The sequence below is a fragment of the Streptosporangium sp. NPDC049078 genome (assembly GCF_040648855.1).
In the GTDB taxonomy this organism is placed as follows: domain Bacteria; phylum Actinomycetota; class Actinomycetes; order Streptosporangiales; family Streptosporangiaceae; genus Streptosporangium.
Genome location: NZ_JBEZEL010000001.1, coordinates 414,293 through 429,969, shown reverse-complemented (window position 1 = coordinate 429,969; position 15,677 = coordinate 414,293). Strand labels below are relative to the sequence as shown.

At 70.8% G+C, this 15,677-nt stretch carries 11 protein-coding genes; 6 read left to right on the top strand and 5 right to left on the bottom strand.

Annotated elements, in window-relative coordinates; genetic code table 11:
* The first annotated feature begins 703 nt into the window (after positions 1-703).
* Positions 704-1,105 carry an ATP-binding protein gene (locus AB0B90_RS01755; protein WP_362920256.1) on the top strand — a complete coding sequence of 134 codons (402 nt, stop codon included), beginning with the start codon at positions 704-706 and terminating at the stop codon, positions 1,103-1,105.
* Between the two features lie 79 nt (positions 1,106-1,184).
* Here the strand turns inward: AB0B90_RS01755 and AB0B90_RS01750 are convergent, their stop codons facing one another.
* Complete coding sequence (locus AB0B90_RS01750) at positions 1,185-1,421, bottom strand: hypothetical protein (RefSeq protein ID WP_362920254.1); 237 nt, start codon at positions 1,419-1,421, stop codon at positions 1,185-1,187.
* 214 nt (positions 1,422-1,635) lie between these two features.
* Between AB0B90_RS01750 and AB0B90_RS01745 the strand changes: the two genes are divergently transcribed.
* The 4 genes from AB0B90_RS01745 (at position 1,636) to AB0B90_RS01730 (ending at position 7,061) form a co-directional block, all read left to right on the top strand.
* A complete protein-coding gene (locus AB0B90_RS01745) occupies positions 1,636-3,177 on the top strand; it encodes a DUF885 family protein (RefSeq protein WP_362920252.1) in 1,542 nt (513 codons plus the stop codon).
* Positions 3,178-3,231: 54 nt separating this feature from the next.
* Entirely contained in the window at positions 3,232-4,161 is a 930-nt protein-coding gene (locus tag AB0B90_RS01740) for an SDR family NAD(P)-dependent oxidoreductase (protein WP_362920250.1), read from the top strand.
* Between the two features lie 62 nt (positions 4,162-4,223).
* The gene (gene guaA, locus AB0B90_RS01735) at positions 4,224-5,774 is read left to right on the top strand and encodes a glutamine-hydrolyzing GMP synthase (protein WP_350943366.1); all 1,551 of its coding nucleotides are present in this window, start codon (positions 4,224-4,226) and stop codon (positions 5,772-5,774) included.
* Between the two features lie 81 nt (positions 5,775-5,855).
* Positions 5,856-7,061: an acyltransferase gene (locus AB0B90_RS01730; protein ID WP_362920248.1), complete on the top strand. Its 1,206-nt coding sequence runs from the start codon at positions 5,856-5,858 to the stop codon at positions 7,059-7,061.
* Between the two features lie 59 nt (positions 7,062-7,120).
* Here AB0B90_RS01730 and AB0B90_RS01725 read toward each other — a convergent pair whose 3' ends face one another.
* Complete coding sequence (locus AB0B90_RS01725; protein WP_350943369.1) at positions 7,121-7,951, bottom strand: polysaccharide deacetylase family protein; 831 nt, start codon at positions 7,949-7,951, stop codon at positions 7,121-7,123.
* 274 nt (positions 7,952-8,225) lie between these two features.
* Between AB0B90_RS01725 and AB0B90_RS01720 the strand changes: the two genes are divergently transcribed.
* Positions 8,226-9,788 (top strand): hypothetical protein, encoded by a 1,563-nt coding sequence (locus AB0B90_RS01720; protein ID WP_362920246.1) that lies wholly within the window; start codon positions 8,226-8,228, stop codon positions 9,786-9,788.
* Positions 9,789-9,804: 16 nt separating this feature from the next.
* Here the strand turns inward: AB0B90_RS01720 and AB0B90_RS01715 are convergent, their stop codons facing one another.
* From AB0B90_RS01715 to AB0B90_RS01705, 3 genes are all read right to left on the bottom strand, one after another.
* The gene (locus AB0B90_RS01715; RefSeq protein WP_362920244.1) at positions 9,805-10,950 is read right to left on the bottom strand and encodes a glycosyltransferase; all 1,146 of its coding nucleotides are present in this window, start codon (positions 10,948-10,950) and stop codon (positions 9,805-9,807) included.
* Positions 10,947-13,829 (bottom strand): bifunctional glycosyltransferase family 2 protein/CDP-glycerol:glycerophosphate glycerophosphotransferase, encoded by a 2,883-nt coding sequence (locus tag AB0B90_RS01710; protein WP_362920242.1) that lies wholly within the window; start codon positions 13,827-13,829, stop codon positions 10,947-10,949. Before AB0B90_RS01710 ends, AB0B90_RS01715 begins: the two co-directional genes overlap by 4 nt.
* Positions 13,830-13,951: 122 nt before the next feature.
* The gene (locus AB0B90_RS01705; RefSeq protein WP_350943376.1) at positions 13,952-15,559 is read right to left on the bottom strand and encodes an NAD(P)/FAD-dependent oxidoreductase; all 1,608 of its coding nucleotides are present in this window, start codon (positions 15,557-15,559) and stop codon (positions 13,952-13,954) included.
* Positions 15,560-15,677: the final 118 nt, after the last annotated feature.

The following is a 15,677-nucleotide window of genomic DNA, read 5'->3' as shown; positions in this document are numbered from 1 at the left end:
GCCACGACTGGCAGCAGCCCACCGCCGAGCAGGTCCGCGCCCGGATGTCCGCGCGCAGGCGTCTCGGTCTGTGCGGCCGGTCCCAGGCGGTGGTAGTGCCGACGCGACCGATCCTCCGGCCCGAACCTCCGACCTCCCGTCCGCCGCTGCACGCCGCACCCCGTACGGCTCGTCCCCCGCTGCGGCCCGACTTCCCGGTTCACTCACCCGGACGGCATCGGCGACAGGAGCAGCCCGTGACACCGGCCGCTCCTCCTCACCGGCGTGGATGGCCGCCGAACCTCTCAGGCTCGCGTCCGCTGGGCGCGAGCCGTACCGCCTCGGCGGTGACGGTGTGAGCGGGAGGGAAGGCCGGGAGCGGCCGACTGGGCGGCACCGGCGGGGCGCATCCGTCTTTCCGGTCGGTCCCCGGTGCTGGGACGCGGCCAGCATGGCCTGCGCTCGGCAGCTCGATCTGATCGAACCCGCCTGGGCCGTCTGGTACGGACCGGCCACCCGGTGCTTTCACGCTGTCGCCCTCTGGTACGCCCCAGAACCCCTGATCGTGTACGCGAGCACCGCCGACGGCCTCCGCGATGTGATGCGGGCGGCCGAGCAATCCTCCCCACCGCCCCGGCCGACCCACGAAACCCGACCCGCCGCGTCACCACCCTCAAAAACGCGTGAGAGCGAACACACCCCACCGGCACTCCGAGGAGCCACGATGCCCGATGTTCCGGACGACCCCCGTATCGCCTGCTGGGGCGTGCCGCACGACCCCTCGGCGATCGCAAAGATCCGCACCCTGGTGGATGAAACCCTCAACGCCTGGGGGTTTCGACACCTTGCCGACGATGTGGTCCTCGTCGCCGGGGAGCTTCTCGCCAACGCCGTCGTCCACGGCGACGCCCCGGCCGCCCTCTCCCTACGGGCCGGAGCCGGCGAACTCCTCCTCCAGGTCACCGACCACAGTCCGGGGCAGCCCCGCCACCTTCGCCTCGACACCGACGCCTTGCACGGGCGCGGTCTCACGATCGTCGAGGCCCTTGCGCACGACTCCGGCGTCACCCCGCTCCGCGACCATCCCGGCAAAACCGTCTGGGCCCGCTGGTGGCTTTGCTCTTGAACGACTCACTCGATCCACTTGGATACCGTTCTGAGCTTCCCCAGTCCGAGGGGCGGGCGGTAGGTGATCTCGGCGAGCGTCACGGGATCTCGCTCACCTCGCTCACCTCGATTCCCGCCGAGCGCCCCTGGGCGATCGCGGACGCGATCGCCTCCACCGCTCCACTGGCCTCGCGGTCGAACGTGGCGACGCCGGGTCCCCCCGCGACGGGATCGAACGACACCGTGGCGTCGTCCCATCCGGCCTCGTACAGAGCATCGATCACGGCTTCACCGCTCGGAGCCGTGAAATGAAGGTCGAAGCTGTAGACGGTCATGGGCCCATGTTCCATCTAAACCCGCTCACCCGCGCTGCGATTCTCGGTGGTGGGAGGAATGCACGGTCATACTGTTGGACGCGGATGGGCCCGGCAGGATCGATGTCGCCCGTCTGCCCAAGGCCCTGAAGCCTCGGGAGGCATCGCCGGGAGGGGCGTCCGGATAGTGCTTACTCTCGGGTTCGGGAGGGTTCGCTGATATAGCGTCGCGGTCATGAGCGAACTCGACGGCCGCCTTCGCGCGGTGTGCGACCTCACCGTCTCAGGCGTCAGGGAAATGGCCGGGCGGCACGAGTACGACGGACTCATCCAGGACCTCTCGCCCGAGGGGGTGCGCACCGGGCTGGCCGCGCTGGGCAGGGGGCCGCTGCCCGCCGATCCGTACGACGCGGCGCACCTGCAGATCTTCGAGGAGGCCGTACGGGTGCAGTTCGGCGAGCTGGAACTGCACCGCCGCAACCCTCTGGAGCATGTGGGCAACCTCGACCTGGCCACCTACGACCGCGAGTACGCCCCGGAGGCCGAGCGGAACGCCGCCAAGCTCGCGCACCTGGCCCGCTGGCCGGAGGCGGTGGACGGCGCGATCGCCTCGCTCGACCTGCTCAGCGCCCCCGTCGCGACCGCCCTGCTCGGAGTGGTGCGCGGTCTGGCCTCCGGGGTGCCCGGGGACGCCGAGGAGAGTGTGCGTGAGGCGGCGTTCAGGGCGCATGCCCGGTTGGTGCAGCACGTCGAGAAGGCCGCGCACGACGGCGACCCGGACGCCTCCCTCGGCGCCGAGGGGCTCACCAGGCTCATGGGTGGCGGTGAGGGCCTCCCGGTCGACCTGGGGCGGCTCGCCGAGCGCGCCGACGCCGAACGCGACCGCCTGATGGCCAGGCTGGCGGAGTCGTGCGCCGCGCTGGGACTCGCGGGACGGCCGCCGCTTGAGGTCGCGCGCGAACTCGTCAGGCGGCACCCCGACCCCGACGGTGTGATCGAGGCGGCCAGGGTCGGCACCGAGAGGGCGATCGCCTTCACCAGGGAGAAGGACCTGGTGCCCTATCACGACGGGGAGTGCCTGGTCGGCATCGCACCCGAGTCACGCCGGTGGGGCATGGCGATGATGAGCTGGTCGGCACCCGGCGAGCCGGACGGTCCCTCGTGGTACCACGTCACCCCGCCCGACCCCTCGTGGCCCGAGCGCGACATCGAGGAGTGGCTGGAGGTCTTCAGCGACACCACGCTTCCCGCGATCAACGTGCACGAGGTCGCTCCCGGGCACTTCTCCCACGGCCGCGCCCTGCGCCACGCCCGCTCCGACGTGCGGCGGACGCTGATGTCGCTCTCCTTCGCGGAGGGCTGGGCGCACTACGCGGAGGAGCTCTGCGTCGAGGAGGACTTCGCCCCGGGCGACCCGCGCTTCGAGATCGGCGTGTGGCTGGAGGCGCTCATCAGGGTGACCCGGCTGGCCTGCGCGATCGGGGTGCACTCCGGTGCGATGACCGTCGAGGAGGGGGCCCGGCGATTCGCCGCCGACACCCACCTCGCCGGTCCCGCGGCCCTGTCGGAGGCGGCGCGGGCCACCTTCGACCCCACCTACGGCCGCTACACCTGGGGCAAGCTGGAGATCCTCGACCTGCGTGACCGCGCCAGGGCCGAGTGGGGTCCCGGCTTCGGTCTCAACCGCTTCCACACCGCGATGCTCGACCTCGGCTCCCCGCCCCTCGGCCTCCTCGACCACGCCCTCCGGCACGAACCGGAGGAGCGCGAGGTGTGAACCAGCGGCCTGGAGGTACGACGATCCGTAACCATCGGGCTGGGAGGAAGCGCCATGCGGGAGTTGTCGGGCAAGGTCGCGGTCGTCACGGGGGCGGGCGGCGGGATCGGGAGAGCGCTCGCGCTGGGCCTGGCCGCGGAGGGGATGTCCCTCATGCTTGCCGACGTCGAGCCGGGAGATCTCGCGGACACCGCCTCGCTGGTGGAGGCGGTCGCCGACGGGGGCAAGGTCCTCACCGAGATCACCGACGTCTCCGACCCGGTGGCCGTGGAGCACCTCGCCGACCGTACGTTCGGTGAGCTGGGCGCGGTTCACGTGCTGTGCAACAACGCGGGGGTATTCCAGGGCGGCCGAATGTGGACGAGGGAGCCGGAGGACTTCGCCTGGCCGCTCGGGGTGAACCTGTGGGGCATCCTCCACGGCGTCCGGGCCTTCGTGCCCCGCATGATCGACCAGGACACCGAGGGGCACATCCTCAACACCGTCTCCGCCGCTGGACTGTTCGCCATCCCCTACCTGGGGCCCTATTCGGTCTCGAAGTACGCCGCGTTCGCCGCCTCACAGTCCCTCGCCCAGGATCTCGCGGCGGCCGGCTCCAGGCTCCGGGTGACCGCGCTGTGCCCCGGCGGGGTACGTACCGGTCTCAACCGCTCCGGCCGCCACCGGCCGGAGAACCTGGTGGCCGCCGGACGCGCCGAGGACGGGGACGAGGAGGTCTCCGCCGCGATCATCGACGGCCTGGTGGAGGAGGGCATCGACCCGTCCGAGGTGGCCCGCGCCGCGGTGGCCGCCATCCGCGAGGAGCGGTTCCTGGTCCTCACCCACCCGGGCTACGCGGAGATCCTGCGCGAGCAGACCGAGGCGCTGATCGCCGGGGCGCTGCCCTCGTTCTCCGGCCGGGGGGACCGTGCGGGTGGGCGCGACGGCGGGGAGGTCCTTCCTGGTCCGGGTGAGCGGGGCGGCGGGAGATCTTTTCGGCTGTGAGCGGGCGGGCTGACGGGCGCCGATAGACTGGGGACACCGCTCTGTTCCTTTTGGGGGTCTTGGTGTCTGAGTTCGACACGGTCCTGGTCGTCGACTTCGGCGCGCAGTACGCGCAGCTGATCGCGCGAAGGGTGCGTGAATGCCACGTCTACTCCGAGATCGTCCCTTCGACGATGCCGGTCGAGGAGATGATGGCGAAGAAGCCCAAGGCGATCATCCTGTCCGGCGGCCCCTCCTCGGTGTACGCCGAGGGTGCCCCCGCCGCCCCCGCGGGCCTGTTCGAGACCGGCGTGCCGACCTTCGGCATCTGCTACGGCTTCCAGGTCATGGCCCAGGAACTGGGCGGAAAGGTGGCCAGGACCGGCACCGCCGAGTACGGCGGCACCCACCTCGACGTCGAGGAGGAGGGTGTGCTCTTCGCGGGGCTGCCCGCCGCGCAGTCGGTCTGGATGTCCCACGGTGACAGCGTCTCCGCCGCCCCCGAGGGGTTCACGGTCACCGCCGCGACGGCCCAGACGCCCGTCGCCGCCTTCGAGCACCCCGAGCTGGGCCTGTACGGCGTCCAGTTCCACCCCGAGGTCCTCCACTCCGAGCACGGCCAGACCGTGTTGAAGCACTTCCTGGACGCGGCGGGCTGCCGCCCCTCCTGGACGATGGTCAACATCGTCGAGGACGCGGTCGAGGCGATCCGCGCCCAGATCGGCCCCGAGGGCCGCGCCATCTGCGGCCTGTCCGGCGGCGTCGACTCCGCGGTGGCCGCAGCCATGGTCCAGCGGGCGATCGGTGACCGGCTGACCTGCGTCTTCGTCGATCACGGGCTGCTGCGCAAGGGCGAGGCCGAGCAGGTCGAGCGCGACTTCGTGGCCGCCACCGGCGTCAAGCTGCGCGTGGCCGACGCCCAGGAGCGCTTCCTGAAGGCGCTCGACGGGGTCGTCGACCCCGAGGAGAAGCGCAAGATCATCGGTCGCGAGTTCATCAGGGTCTTCGAGGACGAGCAGCGCGCCATCCTCGCCGACGGCCCCGTCGACTTCCTCGTCCAGGGCACTCTTTACCCCGACGTGGTCGAGTCCGGCGGCGGCACCGGCACCGCCAACATCAAGTCCCACCACAACGTCGGCGGCCTCCCCGACGATCTCCGGTTCTCGCTGGTGGAGCCGCTGCGAGCACTGTTCAAGGACGAGGTGCGCCGGGCGGGGGAGCAACTGGGCCTGCCCGCCGAGATGGTCTGGCGCCAGCCGTTCCCCGGCCCCGGGCTGGGCATCCGCATCATCGGCGCGGTGAACCGCGAGCGCCTGGAGATCCTCCGCGAGGCGGACGCCATCGCCCGCGAGGAGCTCTCGCGCGCCGGTCTCGACCGGGACATCTGGCAGTGCCCGGTCGTCCTGCTCGCCGACGTCCGCTCGGTGGGTGTCCAGGGCGACGGCCGCACCTACGGTCACCCGGTCGTGCTGCGCCCGGTCTCCAGCGAGGACGCGATGACCGCCGACTGGTCGCGTGTCCCGTACGACGTGCTCGCCCGCGTCTCCACCCGCATCACGAACGAGGTTCGCGAGGTCAACAGGGTGGTGCTCGACGTGACCAGCAAGCCCCCGGGCACCATCGAGTGGGAGTAGCCGCCTCGGCGGCCGACGGGGGAGGGATCTCCTCGGTGGTTGGCGCCGTTTGACGGGAGGGCGAAGGGTAAGTTGGGGTGGGTGTCTTCCACCACCCCCATCGGCGCAGACTCCCCCAAGACCGCCGTCGCCCGCCTGGCGTGGCTCGACGCGTTGCGTGGCATCGGCGCGGTCGCCGTGTTGCTGGAGCACATGCTGCCCTGGTTCATGCCCGCCCTGAGACCGTACTGGTTCAACCTCGGGATGTACGGCGTCCTGGTGTTCTTCCTGGTCAGCGGCTACATCATCCCGGTCTCGCTGGAGAGGCACGGCGATGTCAGGGCGTTCTGGATCAGTCGCGTGTTCCGGCTCTACCCGATCTACCTGCTGGTCTCGGCGCTCGTCCTGGTGATGGCGTTCTGGATGCCCGTCCGCGAGCAGGTGCCCAGGGATCTGTCGTCGGTGGCCGCGCACGCCACGATGCTGCTGGACGTGGTGGGCAGGGGCGGCCTCGCCGACACCATGTGGACGCTCTCCTACGAGATGGTCTTCTACCTGGTCGTCACCGCGCTGTTCGTCGGCGGGCTGCACCGCGCGAGCGGGACCTTCGCGGTGGGCTTCGGTGTCGTCGCGGTCGCGGTGGGGCTGGTGCTGACGGCACCGCTGCTACAGGGCCCCTGGCCCGCGTACGTGTCCGGGGTGCTGTTCTTCGTGGGGCTGGCGTGCCTGATCGGCGGCCGGTTCAGAAGGACCGCCGCGTACGTCCTCGGTGCGACGGCGCTGGTGCTTCTGATCTTTTCGAGTTTCGTGCCGTGGTTCGGTGCGGCGATCCTGTCGGTGATGTTCGCCGGGACCGCGATCCGCCGCTGGGAGCAGGGTTCGGGCGGGCTCTGGCCCGTGGCGGCGGCGACCGTGCTCGTGGCGCTGGCGCCGGTCTGGGCGGAGCAGGCGGGCTGGTGGTGGGTACAGCCGGGGCCGTGGTTCACCACCATCGCGCTGGCCGGGGCGTCGTTCGCGGGTGCGATGGCCCTGCGCGAACGACGGCTGCCCAGGTTCCTCGTCTGGCTGGGCCTGGTCAGCTACTCGGTCTACCTGCTGCACCACCCGCTCCTGCGGATCGCGCACGTCGTCGTCGGTGACGTGCGGAACGCGGGGCAGGTGGTGCAGGTCTCACTGTCGGTGGCGTTCGTGCTGGTGGTGCTCGGCCTGAGCCTGCTCACCTACCGCTACGTGGAGCTTCCCATGCAGCGGCTGGGCAGGCGGCCGGCCCGGAGGCCGTCCTCCAGCGAGATCGCCCCCACGCGGTGAGGGTTCAAGCGGATCACCCCCGAGAGGTCGCCCCTGCGGTGCGGTGAGGGTTTAACGGCTCAGGAGCCGTCCTCGGGGGACTGGGCGTAGTCCTCGGGGTCGCCGGTGGGCGACTCGGAGGGCAGGTCCTTGTCCTTCTCGGAGCCGACGGGGTAGACGTCTCCGGGCTGGGTGGCCTTGGCGCCGCGCAGCGAGGAGACGGCCACCACGTGGTAGCCCTGCTTCTGGAGCGCGGTCAGCAGCTTCGGCATCACCTTGACGGTCTGCTCCACCCAGTCGTGCATGAGGATGACCCCGTCACGCTTGGCGTTCTTGAGCACCTCGTCGTAGATGGCCTTCTCGTTCTTGGTCGCCCAGTCTCGTGAACCGCCGTTCCACAGGATGATCGGCATGTTCATCTGGGTGGCGATCGCCGAGACCCGCTCGTCGAACTCACCGTAGGGCGGGCGAATCGTCGTCGGGTACTTGCCGGTGACCTTCTTGACGATGTCCTGGGTCTTGGTGAGTTCCTCGCGGATCTTGTCTTCCGAGATCTCCCGCAGGTGCGGGTGGGTGTAGCTGTGGTTACCGATGTCGTGGCCTTCGGTGACCATCCGCTTGGCGAACGCGGGGCGGGACTTCACGTACTGGCCCTCAAGGAAGAACGTCGCCTTGGACTTGTACTTCTTGAAGGTGTCGAGCAGCTTGTCCGCGTACTTGCCGGGGCCGTCGTCGAAGGTGAGCGCGATGCACTTCACCTTCGCGCAGTCCACGGGCTTCGGCGTGGGCTTGGCCTTGGGGGCGGGCTTGGCCTTGCTCGCCGTGGTGGCCTTCGGTTCGGGCTTCTCCGCGCTCCACGCGGTGGTCGGGACGGAAATCATGGCCAGCGCACAGGATGTGGCCAGCAACATTCGGACAGGAGACTTCATGAGGGGAGCTCCGGGTCAAATCGACGTCGGTCGAATGGGCATCCTATCGAGGTGCCTGATGCCTCCTGGGGCAGAAGCGTCACGATGTCCTGTGAAAGGCACGCTCTCCCGTGGCCGGGGCATGCCGTCTTCGCTCAGCACAAACTTGACGTTTCCCCAGGTCATGAGTGCGTATAGCGGGCCGTGGGCGTGCGGGGCGCACCTCGGGCGTATTCGATGATGGGCGTCGGTCCCCCGGAGGAGCGCGCTGGGAAAAATGACGATCAGTACGGCGAGCTTGAAACCGGTCGATAAAGGGCTCGGGGCGACCGATGGGGCGCCGGCCCGCGACCGGCGGTTCACGCTCGCCTGTTACGCCACCGCCCAGCTCGCGCTGCTCGGCTGGTGGCTCGGCTTCCACCCCGGGTTGATGAGCCCCGACTCCGTCACCTACGTCGCGCACGTCACGACGGGCCCCTGGGTGGCCGGGCAGTCGGTCGCCTACGACGCCCTGCTCGGGCTCTCCCTGAAGGTGACCGGCGACCTGTCCGCGGTCACCCTCCTGCAGACGGCGGCGATGGCCGCCGCCCTGGCCCACCTCGCGGGCGCGATCCGGCCGCTGGGGGTACGGGGACGCCCGCTGCTCGTGGCGGTGGGGTGCGCGGCGCTGTCACCGCCGCTCGGCGCCTTCACGGTGTCGATGTGGAAGGACGTGCCGTTCACCGTGTGCGCCGTACTGGCCGCCGGCACCGCGGTACGGCTCATGACCCGGCCTGGGGCGCGGCCCGGTGGGGATGCGGCCGGAGGCGTCGTGCGAGGTGAGGGCCGGATGTGGTACGCGGCCGGGGTCGGCGGGCGGGGGAGGGCCGGGCGCGGGGGCGGCCGGTGGGCGTGGGACCCGCGCTTGTTCGCCCTCGGGGCCGAACTGCTCGGCCTGGGGCTCTTCCGCAACAACGGCTTCCTCGTGGCGCTGGTCGCCGCCGTCGCGCTCGTCGCGCTCCTGGCCGGCCGCCCGGGAGCCCGCCGGCGGGTCGCGGCGCTCGCGGCCGGAGCGGTGGCGGCGCCGCCGCTCCTGCTGAGCGTCGGCTACCCGGCGATGGGCATCGCGTCGCCGTCCCGCTCGTTCGCCTACCAGACGGTGTTCGGCGACCTCGCCGTGGCGTACGGGGAGAGACCCCACCTCTTCGACCGCGAGCAGCGGGAACTCCTGGCGGAGATCGCCCCGCTCGACGTCTGGCGGCGGGGGGCGACCTGCCAGACCATGGCGCGGGTCTTCTTCGATCCCGGGTTCGGCCACGCGCGGGCCGAACAGCGGATGTCCGAGATCCTGGAACTGTGGCGAGGGCTGCTGGGCCGCGCGCCCGGCACGATCCTGAGCGCCAGGATCTGCCGCGCCGCGCTCGCCTGGCAGGTCGGCCCGACCTCGGGCGAGCCCGGCGGTGAGCTCTACCGCTTCTCCCTGGGGGACCCACGGCTCCCCGACGGCTGGGAGGGCTCCCCGGCGGCCTCGGCGATGCGGCGGCGGCCGATCTCCGAAGGGCTGCTCGCAGCCGGGCTGTTCGCGCTGGACGCGAGCACGGTGAGGCAGTTCGAATGGCTGCTCTGGCGGGCGCCCTTCTGGTGCTACCTCACCTACGCCACGGCCGCGCTCGCCTGGTGGCGGACGGGGAGCCGGGCGGCACTCGCGGGGGCGGCCGTGGTCGCGGGGCAGCAGATCGGGGTGATCCTCACCAACACCGCGCCGGACTTCCGGTTCATGGTGTCGCCGATCCTCGTCGGCGTCCTGTTCGTTCCGCTGCTCCTGCGGGAGGCGGGGCACCTCGCCCGTTCCGATCCGTAGGACGCGGGCCCGGTCGTCAGCGGTCGAGTTCGTCGAAGAGCGCCTCCCAGCGTTCCAGGACGCGCGGCAGCCGGTACCTCCTCATCCGTTCCCTGCCCCTCGCCCCCATCCTGCGGCGCAGTTCGGCGTCGGACATGAGGCGCTCCAGGGCGGCGGCGAAGCTCCCGGTGTCTCCGGGCTCGGCCAGTATGCCGTTGTCCCCGTCCTCGACCAGGGTCCTCACCCCCGCCGAGGCGTCGCAGGCCACGGCGGGCAGCCCGCAGGCCGCGCCTTCGGCGAGGACCAGCCCCCATCCCTCGAAGTCGCTGCTCAGGGTGACGATGGAGGCGTCCAGGTACTCGGCCTCGACGTTCTCGACCTGTCCGCGAAAGACGATCCGGTCGCCGAGGCCGGTCTGGGCGGCCTGCGCCTCCAGGGCCGCCCGAAGCGGTCCGTCGCCGATGACGTGCAGCTCCCACGGCTCGGCGACGGCCGGGGCCGCGGCGGCGAAGGCGTCGATCAGCAGGTCGATCCGCTTCACCCTGACCAGCCGTCCGGCCGAGACGATCCGCGGGTTGCGCAGCGGGGCCGCCTCCTCGGGGAAGACGCTGACCGGGTTCAGCATGGTGCCGCAGTTGGCGAGCCGGTGCGCGGTGAAGGACGCCGCGTAGTCGTCGCACAGGAACAGCGCCTTGTCGAGGTGCGCGTAGTGCTTCTTGATGAGCTTGAGGTTCGGTGAGTCCACCGCCTCGGTGTACGACTGGTGGTACTGGCCGATCTTGGCGATGTGCGGCATGGGCAGGTCGGCGATCCAGTGGGCGGCCCAGGGCGAGGCGATGACCATGTATCCGCCGTGTCCGCTGTGTCCGACGTCGATCCGGTCCGTCAGCCGCAGCAGCTTCCGCCTCGCGGCGGCGACCTCCTCCGGGCTCCTTCTCTGCCTGCCCCTGCGCCACGGCAGCGAGCGGGCGGCGGGCTCGGGGGCGGGCGTGTCGTACAGCGTGGCGTGCCGGTAGACGGGGTCGGCGACGTAGGTCTGCGGCTGCCGGGAGGGATTGATACTGATCAGGGTCACCCTGTGCCCCCGCGAGCCGAGGCCCTGGGCCAGGGTGTGGATGACCCGCTGGGACCCGCCCATCGAGTCGCCGTCGGTGCTGAGGAAGAAGACGTCTCGCGATCTCAACGCATGACCTCCGGGAAGAACGCGTCCACGACCCTGCCGCTCGCCTGCCCGTCGTCGAGGCCGCACCAGCGGTCGCGGAACTCCGCGTAGCGCCGCCGGTACCTCTCGGTGATCTCGGTGAGCCGCTCCAGCGCCTCGGCCAGCTCGCCCGGTTCGCGCAGCAGCGGCCCCGGGGCGACCTCGGCCAGGTCGAAGCAGATCCCCCGCTGGGCGGAGGCGTAGCGCTCGTAGTCGTCGACGTAGTAGAGGATCGGCCTGCCGAGACAGGCGTAGTCGAACATGATCGAGGAGTAGTCCGTCACCAGGACGTCCGAGGCGAGCATCAGGTCGTTGACCTCGGGGAACGCCGAGGCGTCCCGGACGAGCCAGCCGAGCGGGTCGGGCACCGTGAAACGGTCGTAGGGGTGGGCGCGCACCAGGATCACCCAGTCCGGGGGCAGCGCGCCGGCGAGGGCGGGCAGGTCGAGCCGGATCGAGTCGCCGCTGAAGCGCCTGTTGTCGCGGTAGGTGGGTGCGTAGAGGATCACCCGCTTTCCCGCGGGGATCTCGAAGAACTCCCTCACCTGCCGCGCCCGCTCGCGTTGCGCCGGTTCCATGTGCCGTACCAGCACGTCGGTGCGCGGGTATCCGGCGTGGATCAGCTCGCCCCTGAACCCGCTCGCCTCGGCGAAGTCGCGCAGGAAGTCGGGGCCCGGGGTGAGCAGCGCGTCCCAGCGTGCCACCGCCTCGGCGTACTTCCTGGCGAGGGCCGGCTGCGTCCGGTGCCTGGGCTCGTCCAGGCCCATCTTCTTGAGCACCTGACCATGCCAGGTCTGCAGGTAGCGGGTGCTCCCGCGCTTGCGGTAGCAGTAGGGCAGGTTGTGGCTGTCCACCCAGTGTCCGGCGCGCGCCAGGGTCCAGGCGTAGCGGAAGGTGTCGCGCCGGACGAGACCGACGTCCTCGGGGAAACGTTCGGGAACGTCCGCGTGGGACCAGACCGCCCGCAGGCCGGTGGCGCGCCGCTGCAGTTCCTCGTGGACGTAGCGCGGGTTGCCGGTGTAGCCGGTGCCCTCGGCCGACTCGAACAGCACCAGGTTCCGGCTCACCGGCACCGTCATGCTGACCAGCCGGTAGAAGCGGCCCAGGTTGCGGGGGGTGGCGAGGTCGGCGAGCAGGCCACGCCAGAGTTCCGGCACGCTCGGGAAACGCCGCTTGGCCGCGGGGCCGAGCCTGCGCGCCATGAGGCGGAACGGGAGGTCGGCGGACGCCTCGAGGACGAGGCGGCCGGAGCCCACCGTGCCCACGGAGGTGAACGAGAACCCCGGGACCGCGAGGAGGGGCCTGAGGTTCCCGCGCTCGCCCTCCTGGAGCGAGATCATGACCGCCTGCGGCCTGACGGCGTTGTCCGGCCACTCCAGCTCCGGCAGGGAGATCGTCACCGTCCCCTCCAGGATTCCCGTCCCCTCGGGAGGACCTCCCGTCATCCGCGGGATCCTCGTCCGCTCCGGCTCCTCCGGCTCCCACTGCCCTTCGAGCCCTCTCGGGCTCTTCTTCTCCCGCTCCTCCAGCGACTCGATCACGACGGGGGCCATCTGGACGGGGATCGAGGTGATCGTCCTCTTCCTGCCGCCGACGCGGAGCCACGCGGTCAGCGTGCGGCCGTCGAGCACCCGGCCGGGGTCGTAGGTTCGCAGGCGCAACCGGATCCGGTCCCTCGACGCCTGCAGGTCGATGAGCTCGTGCCGCAGCAGCGCTCCGGACAGCGGTTGCTCGGCCAGGCGCAGCTCGGTGACGTCCAGTTCGCTCCTGGCCCGCTCGTCCTGAGGGGGCACCGTCCCCCAGAACACCCGATCGCCGTCCGCCGTGACCGCCCGGGGCGGGACGGAGTGCCTGCCCCCCAGCTCGACGGCGGCGAGCGCCGCCTCGGCTCCGCGCCGCTCGCGGACGAGCTGGAGGCACACCCGCTCCGCCCTGGTCAGCCGCTCGATCGCGGCGGGTTCGAGCGTGTCCACGTACGGGATGACGATGTCGGCGAAGTCGGAGATCCACGCCGGGTCACGCTGGGGCAGGTCGCCCAGGTAGAGGCGGAGGTCGTGGGAGAGGAAGCGGAAGTCCTTGTCCTCCTTGAGGTCGAGGGAGTGGGTGTTCGCGAGGGCGCGGTCGCTCAGGACGGCGGCGGCGACGCGCTGGCGAACGTTCTCCAGTTCGTGCCGCCGCGACGAGATCGACCTGGTGGCCGGGGTGGCGGCGAGCAGCCAGCGGTAGACGGGCCACGGCACGACGGCGAACAGCTTGCTGCGGCAGAACAGCTCCGTCGACCAGACGATGTCCTCGTGGTGGATGTCCTCGGGGAAACGGATGCCGGTGACGTCGAGGAAGGTCCGCCGGTACAGCTTGTTGGTGGCGAGGCAGTTGAAGAGGAGTTCGGGTTCGGCGCGGATGCCGTCCACGACCCGTCGTTCCGCGAACAGCTGGGGGTACCAGAGGGTGACGGCGCCGGTCGCCTCGTCGACGCGCTCCACGGTGCCCATGACGAAGTCGGCGCCGGTCGCCTCCGCTTCGAGCAGGAGGCTCTTGCAGGCGTGTCTGGGCAGCTCGTCGTCGCTGTCGAGGAACATCAGGAAGGGCGAGCGGGAGGCGTCCATGCCCGCGTTGCGCGGCGCGCCGCAGCCGCCGCTGTTGGCGGGCAGCCGCAGGTAGCGGACCCGGCCGTCCTCCTCGGTGAGCGCCTTGGCCACCGCCGGGGTGTCGTCACCGGAACAGTCGTCCACGATGATCACTTCGAGGTTCTTGAGCGTCTGGCCGAGAACGGAGCGCACGGCCCGGGGTAACCGGGCCGCGTCGTTGTAGGTGATGACGATCACGCTGACGTCCGGGACCGTGTACGGCTGTGTTGTCATGGCGCGCAACTCCAAGGCGGCTGGGAGGAGAGCCTTGACCCGCGGTGGTCCGCGCTCGGCGGGGCGGAGGCGGCAACGGCAGGGCAAGGCGTCATGGGATCGCTGGTGTTGGATGTGGGCACTCAGCCCGAGGTGGGCGTGCCGGCGAGGAGGACGGGGGCGTCACGGCCGGTTCCCCTCGTGACCCTCGGGGTCCTCGGCCGTCCCGTGTGCTCCTCGTGGTACTCCGCGTCGACGTTGACCTGCCAGACGTCGTGCCCGGCTCCGTCGACGACGTTCTCCACGGTCAGCATCGCGGTGAGCATGGAGTGGTCCTGGTTGTTGTACCGGTGCATGCCGTTGCGGCCGACCGGGTGGATCTCCGGCCACTCCACGTCGAGATACTTCCTGAGCACCTCGACGTTGCCGGCGTAACCGGCGTCGTAGACGGGGTAGGCCTTCGGCATTCGCACCACGTAGCCCTGCCGGACCGAGCCGGGGGTCACCAGGCCCAGCCGCTCCAGCTCCCGGGTGCCGAACGCGATGAGGTCGTCGTCCGGAGCGCGCCACAGGTCGTCGCCCTCGTTGACGAAGTACTCCAGGCCGAGACAGGTCCGTCCCGCCTGCACCAGGTACGGCGACCAGGAACCGTAGTTCTGCACCCGGCCGAGCCGGACCTCGGGGGAGTGGATGTAGATCCAGTTGTCGGGGAAGGAGAACCGCTCGGGGACGACCAGCGCGACGGTGAGGAAGTCGCGGTATTTCAGCCCCGCGGCGGCCTCCGCGACGACATCGGGCACGTCCGGCCCGAACGCGCGGATCAGGGCGTTGAGCGGCATCGAGGAGATGAGGTTGTCACAGTGCACCTCGCGGACGGCGCCCCCGGCACCGTCCTGGCGGTCACCGTCCTGCCGAAGGGCGCCGCCATACGGGCGAACGCCGTCGTCGTGGACGTCGCCGCCCGCCGGACGAACGACACCGGCCCTCTCGTTCTCGCCGTCGTCGTGGCGGACGGTGACGGCGAGGCGGCCGTGGTGGCGGCGGATCCGTTCGACCCGGGTGCCGAGGTGGATGGTGGAACCCCGCTCGCGGACCCGGTCGGCGCAGGCCTCCCACATCATGCCCGGCCCCAGTTTGGGGTAGCGGAACTCCTCGATGAGACTCGTGATCTCCTTGCGGTTCCTCCCCGGCGTCAGCGCGGCGGCGATGGCCTTGCCCAGGGAGAGGTCCCTGATCCGCTGCGCGGCCCAGTCGGCCTGGATACTCGCGGCGGGAACGCCCCACACCTTCTCGGTGTAGGTCTTGAAGAAGATCCCGTAGAGCCGCCGGCCGAACCTGGCCGCGACCCAGCCCTCGAAGGTGGACTGGTCGGCGGGCGGCCTGATCCTGGCCCAGGCGTACGAGCCGACACAGCGCAGGGATTCCAGGACACCGAGGTTGCGCAGGGCGTTGGACGCCCTGAGCGGGTAGTCGTAGAAACGGCCCCCGTAGTGGATGCGGCTCATTCTCGGGCGGAGCAGGAAGTCCTCCTCGCCGAGGATCTCGTTCCAGAAGTCCTCCACCCGGGGCACCTTCGTGAAGAAGCGGTGCCCGCCGATGTCGAAGCGCCAGCCGTCGCGTTCCTCCGTCCGGCTGATGCCGCCGACCACGCGGTCGGCCTCGAAGACCTCGCACGGGTGTCCTCGCCGGGCCAGCTCGTAGGCCGCGGTGAGCCCGGCGGGCCCCGCTCCCACGACCACTGTTGAGTCCATGCGTTTCCCCCCGCGAATGCCGTTTGCCGCGATCTCGCCCGTCTCGGTCACCCGATCGTGTCGGACGGTCAGGGGGGATCGAGGGGTCATCACGTCTTACTAGGACGTGTGCATTCCC

Coding starts and splice junctions, on each gene's coding strand:
- AB0B90_RS01725 (WP_350943369.1), bottom strand. CDS start 7,951: ATGTTGCTGGCCACATCCTGTGCGCTGGCCATGATTTCCGTCCCGACC.
- AB0B90_RS01720 (WP_362920246.1), top strand. CDS start 8,226: ATGACGATCAGTACGGCGAGCTTGAAACCGGTCGATAAAGGGCTCGGG.
- AB0B90_RS01750 (WP_362920254.1), bottom strand. CDS start 1,421: ATGACCGTCTACAGCTTCGACCTTCATTTCACGGCTCCGAGCGGTGAA.
- AB0B90_RS01745 (WP_362920252.1), top strand. CDS start 1,636: ATGAGCGAACTCGACGGCCGCCTTCGCGCGGTGTGCGACCTCACCGTC.
- AB0B90_RS01705 (WP_350943376.1), bottom strand. CDS start 15,559: ATGGACTCAACAGTGGTCGTGGGAGCGGGGCCCGCCGGGCTCACCGCG.
- AB0B90_RS01755 (WP_362920256.1), top strand. CDS start 704: ATGCCCGATGTTCCGGACGACCCCCGTATCGCCTGCTGGGGCGTGCCG.
- AB0B90_RS01710 (WP_362920242.1), bottom strand. CDS start 13,829: ATGACAACACAGCCGTACACGGTCCCGGACGTCAGCGTGATCGTCATC.
- AB0B90_RS01740 (WP_362920250.1), top strand. CDS start 3,232: ATGCGGGAGTTGTCGGGCAAGGTCGCGGTCGTCACGGGGGCGGGCGGC.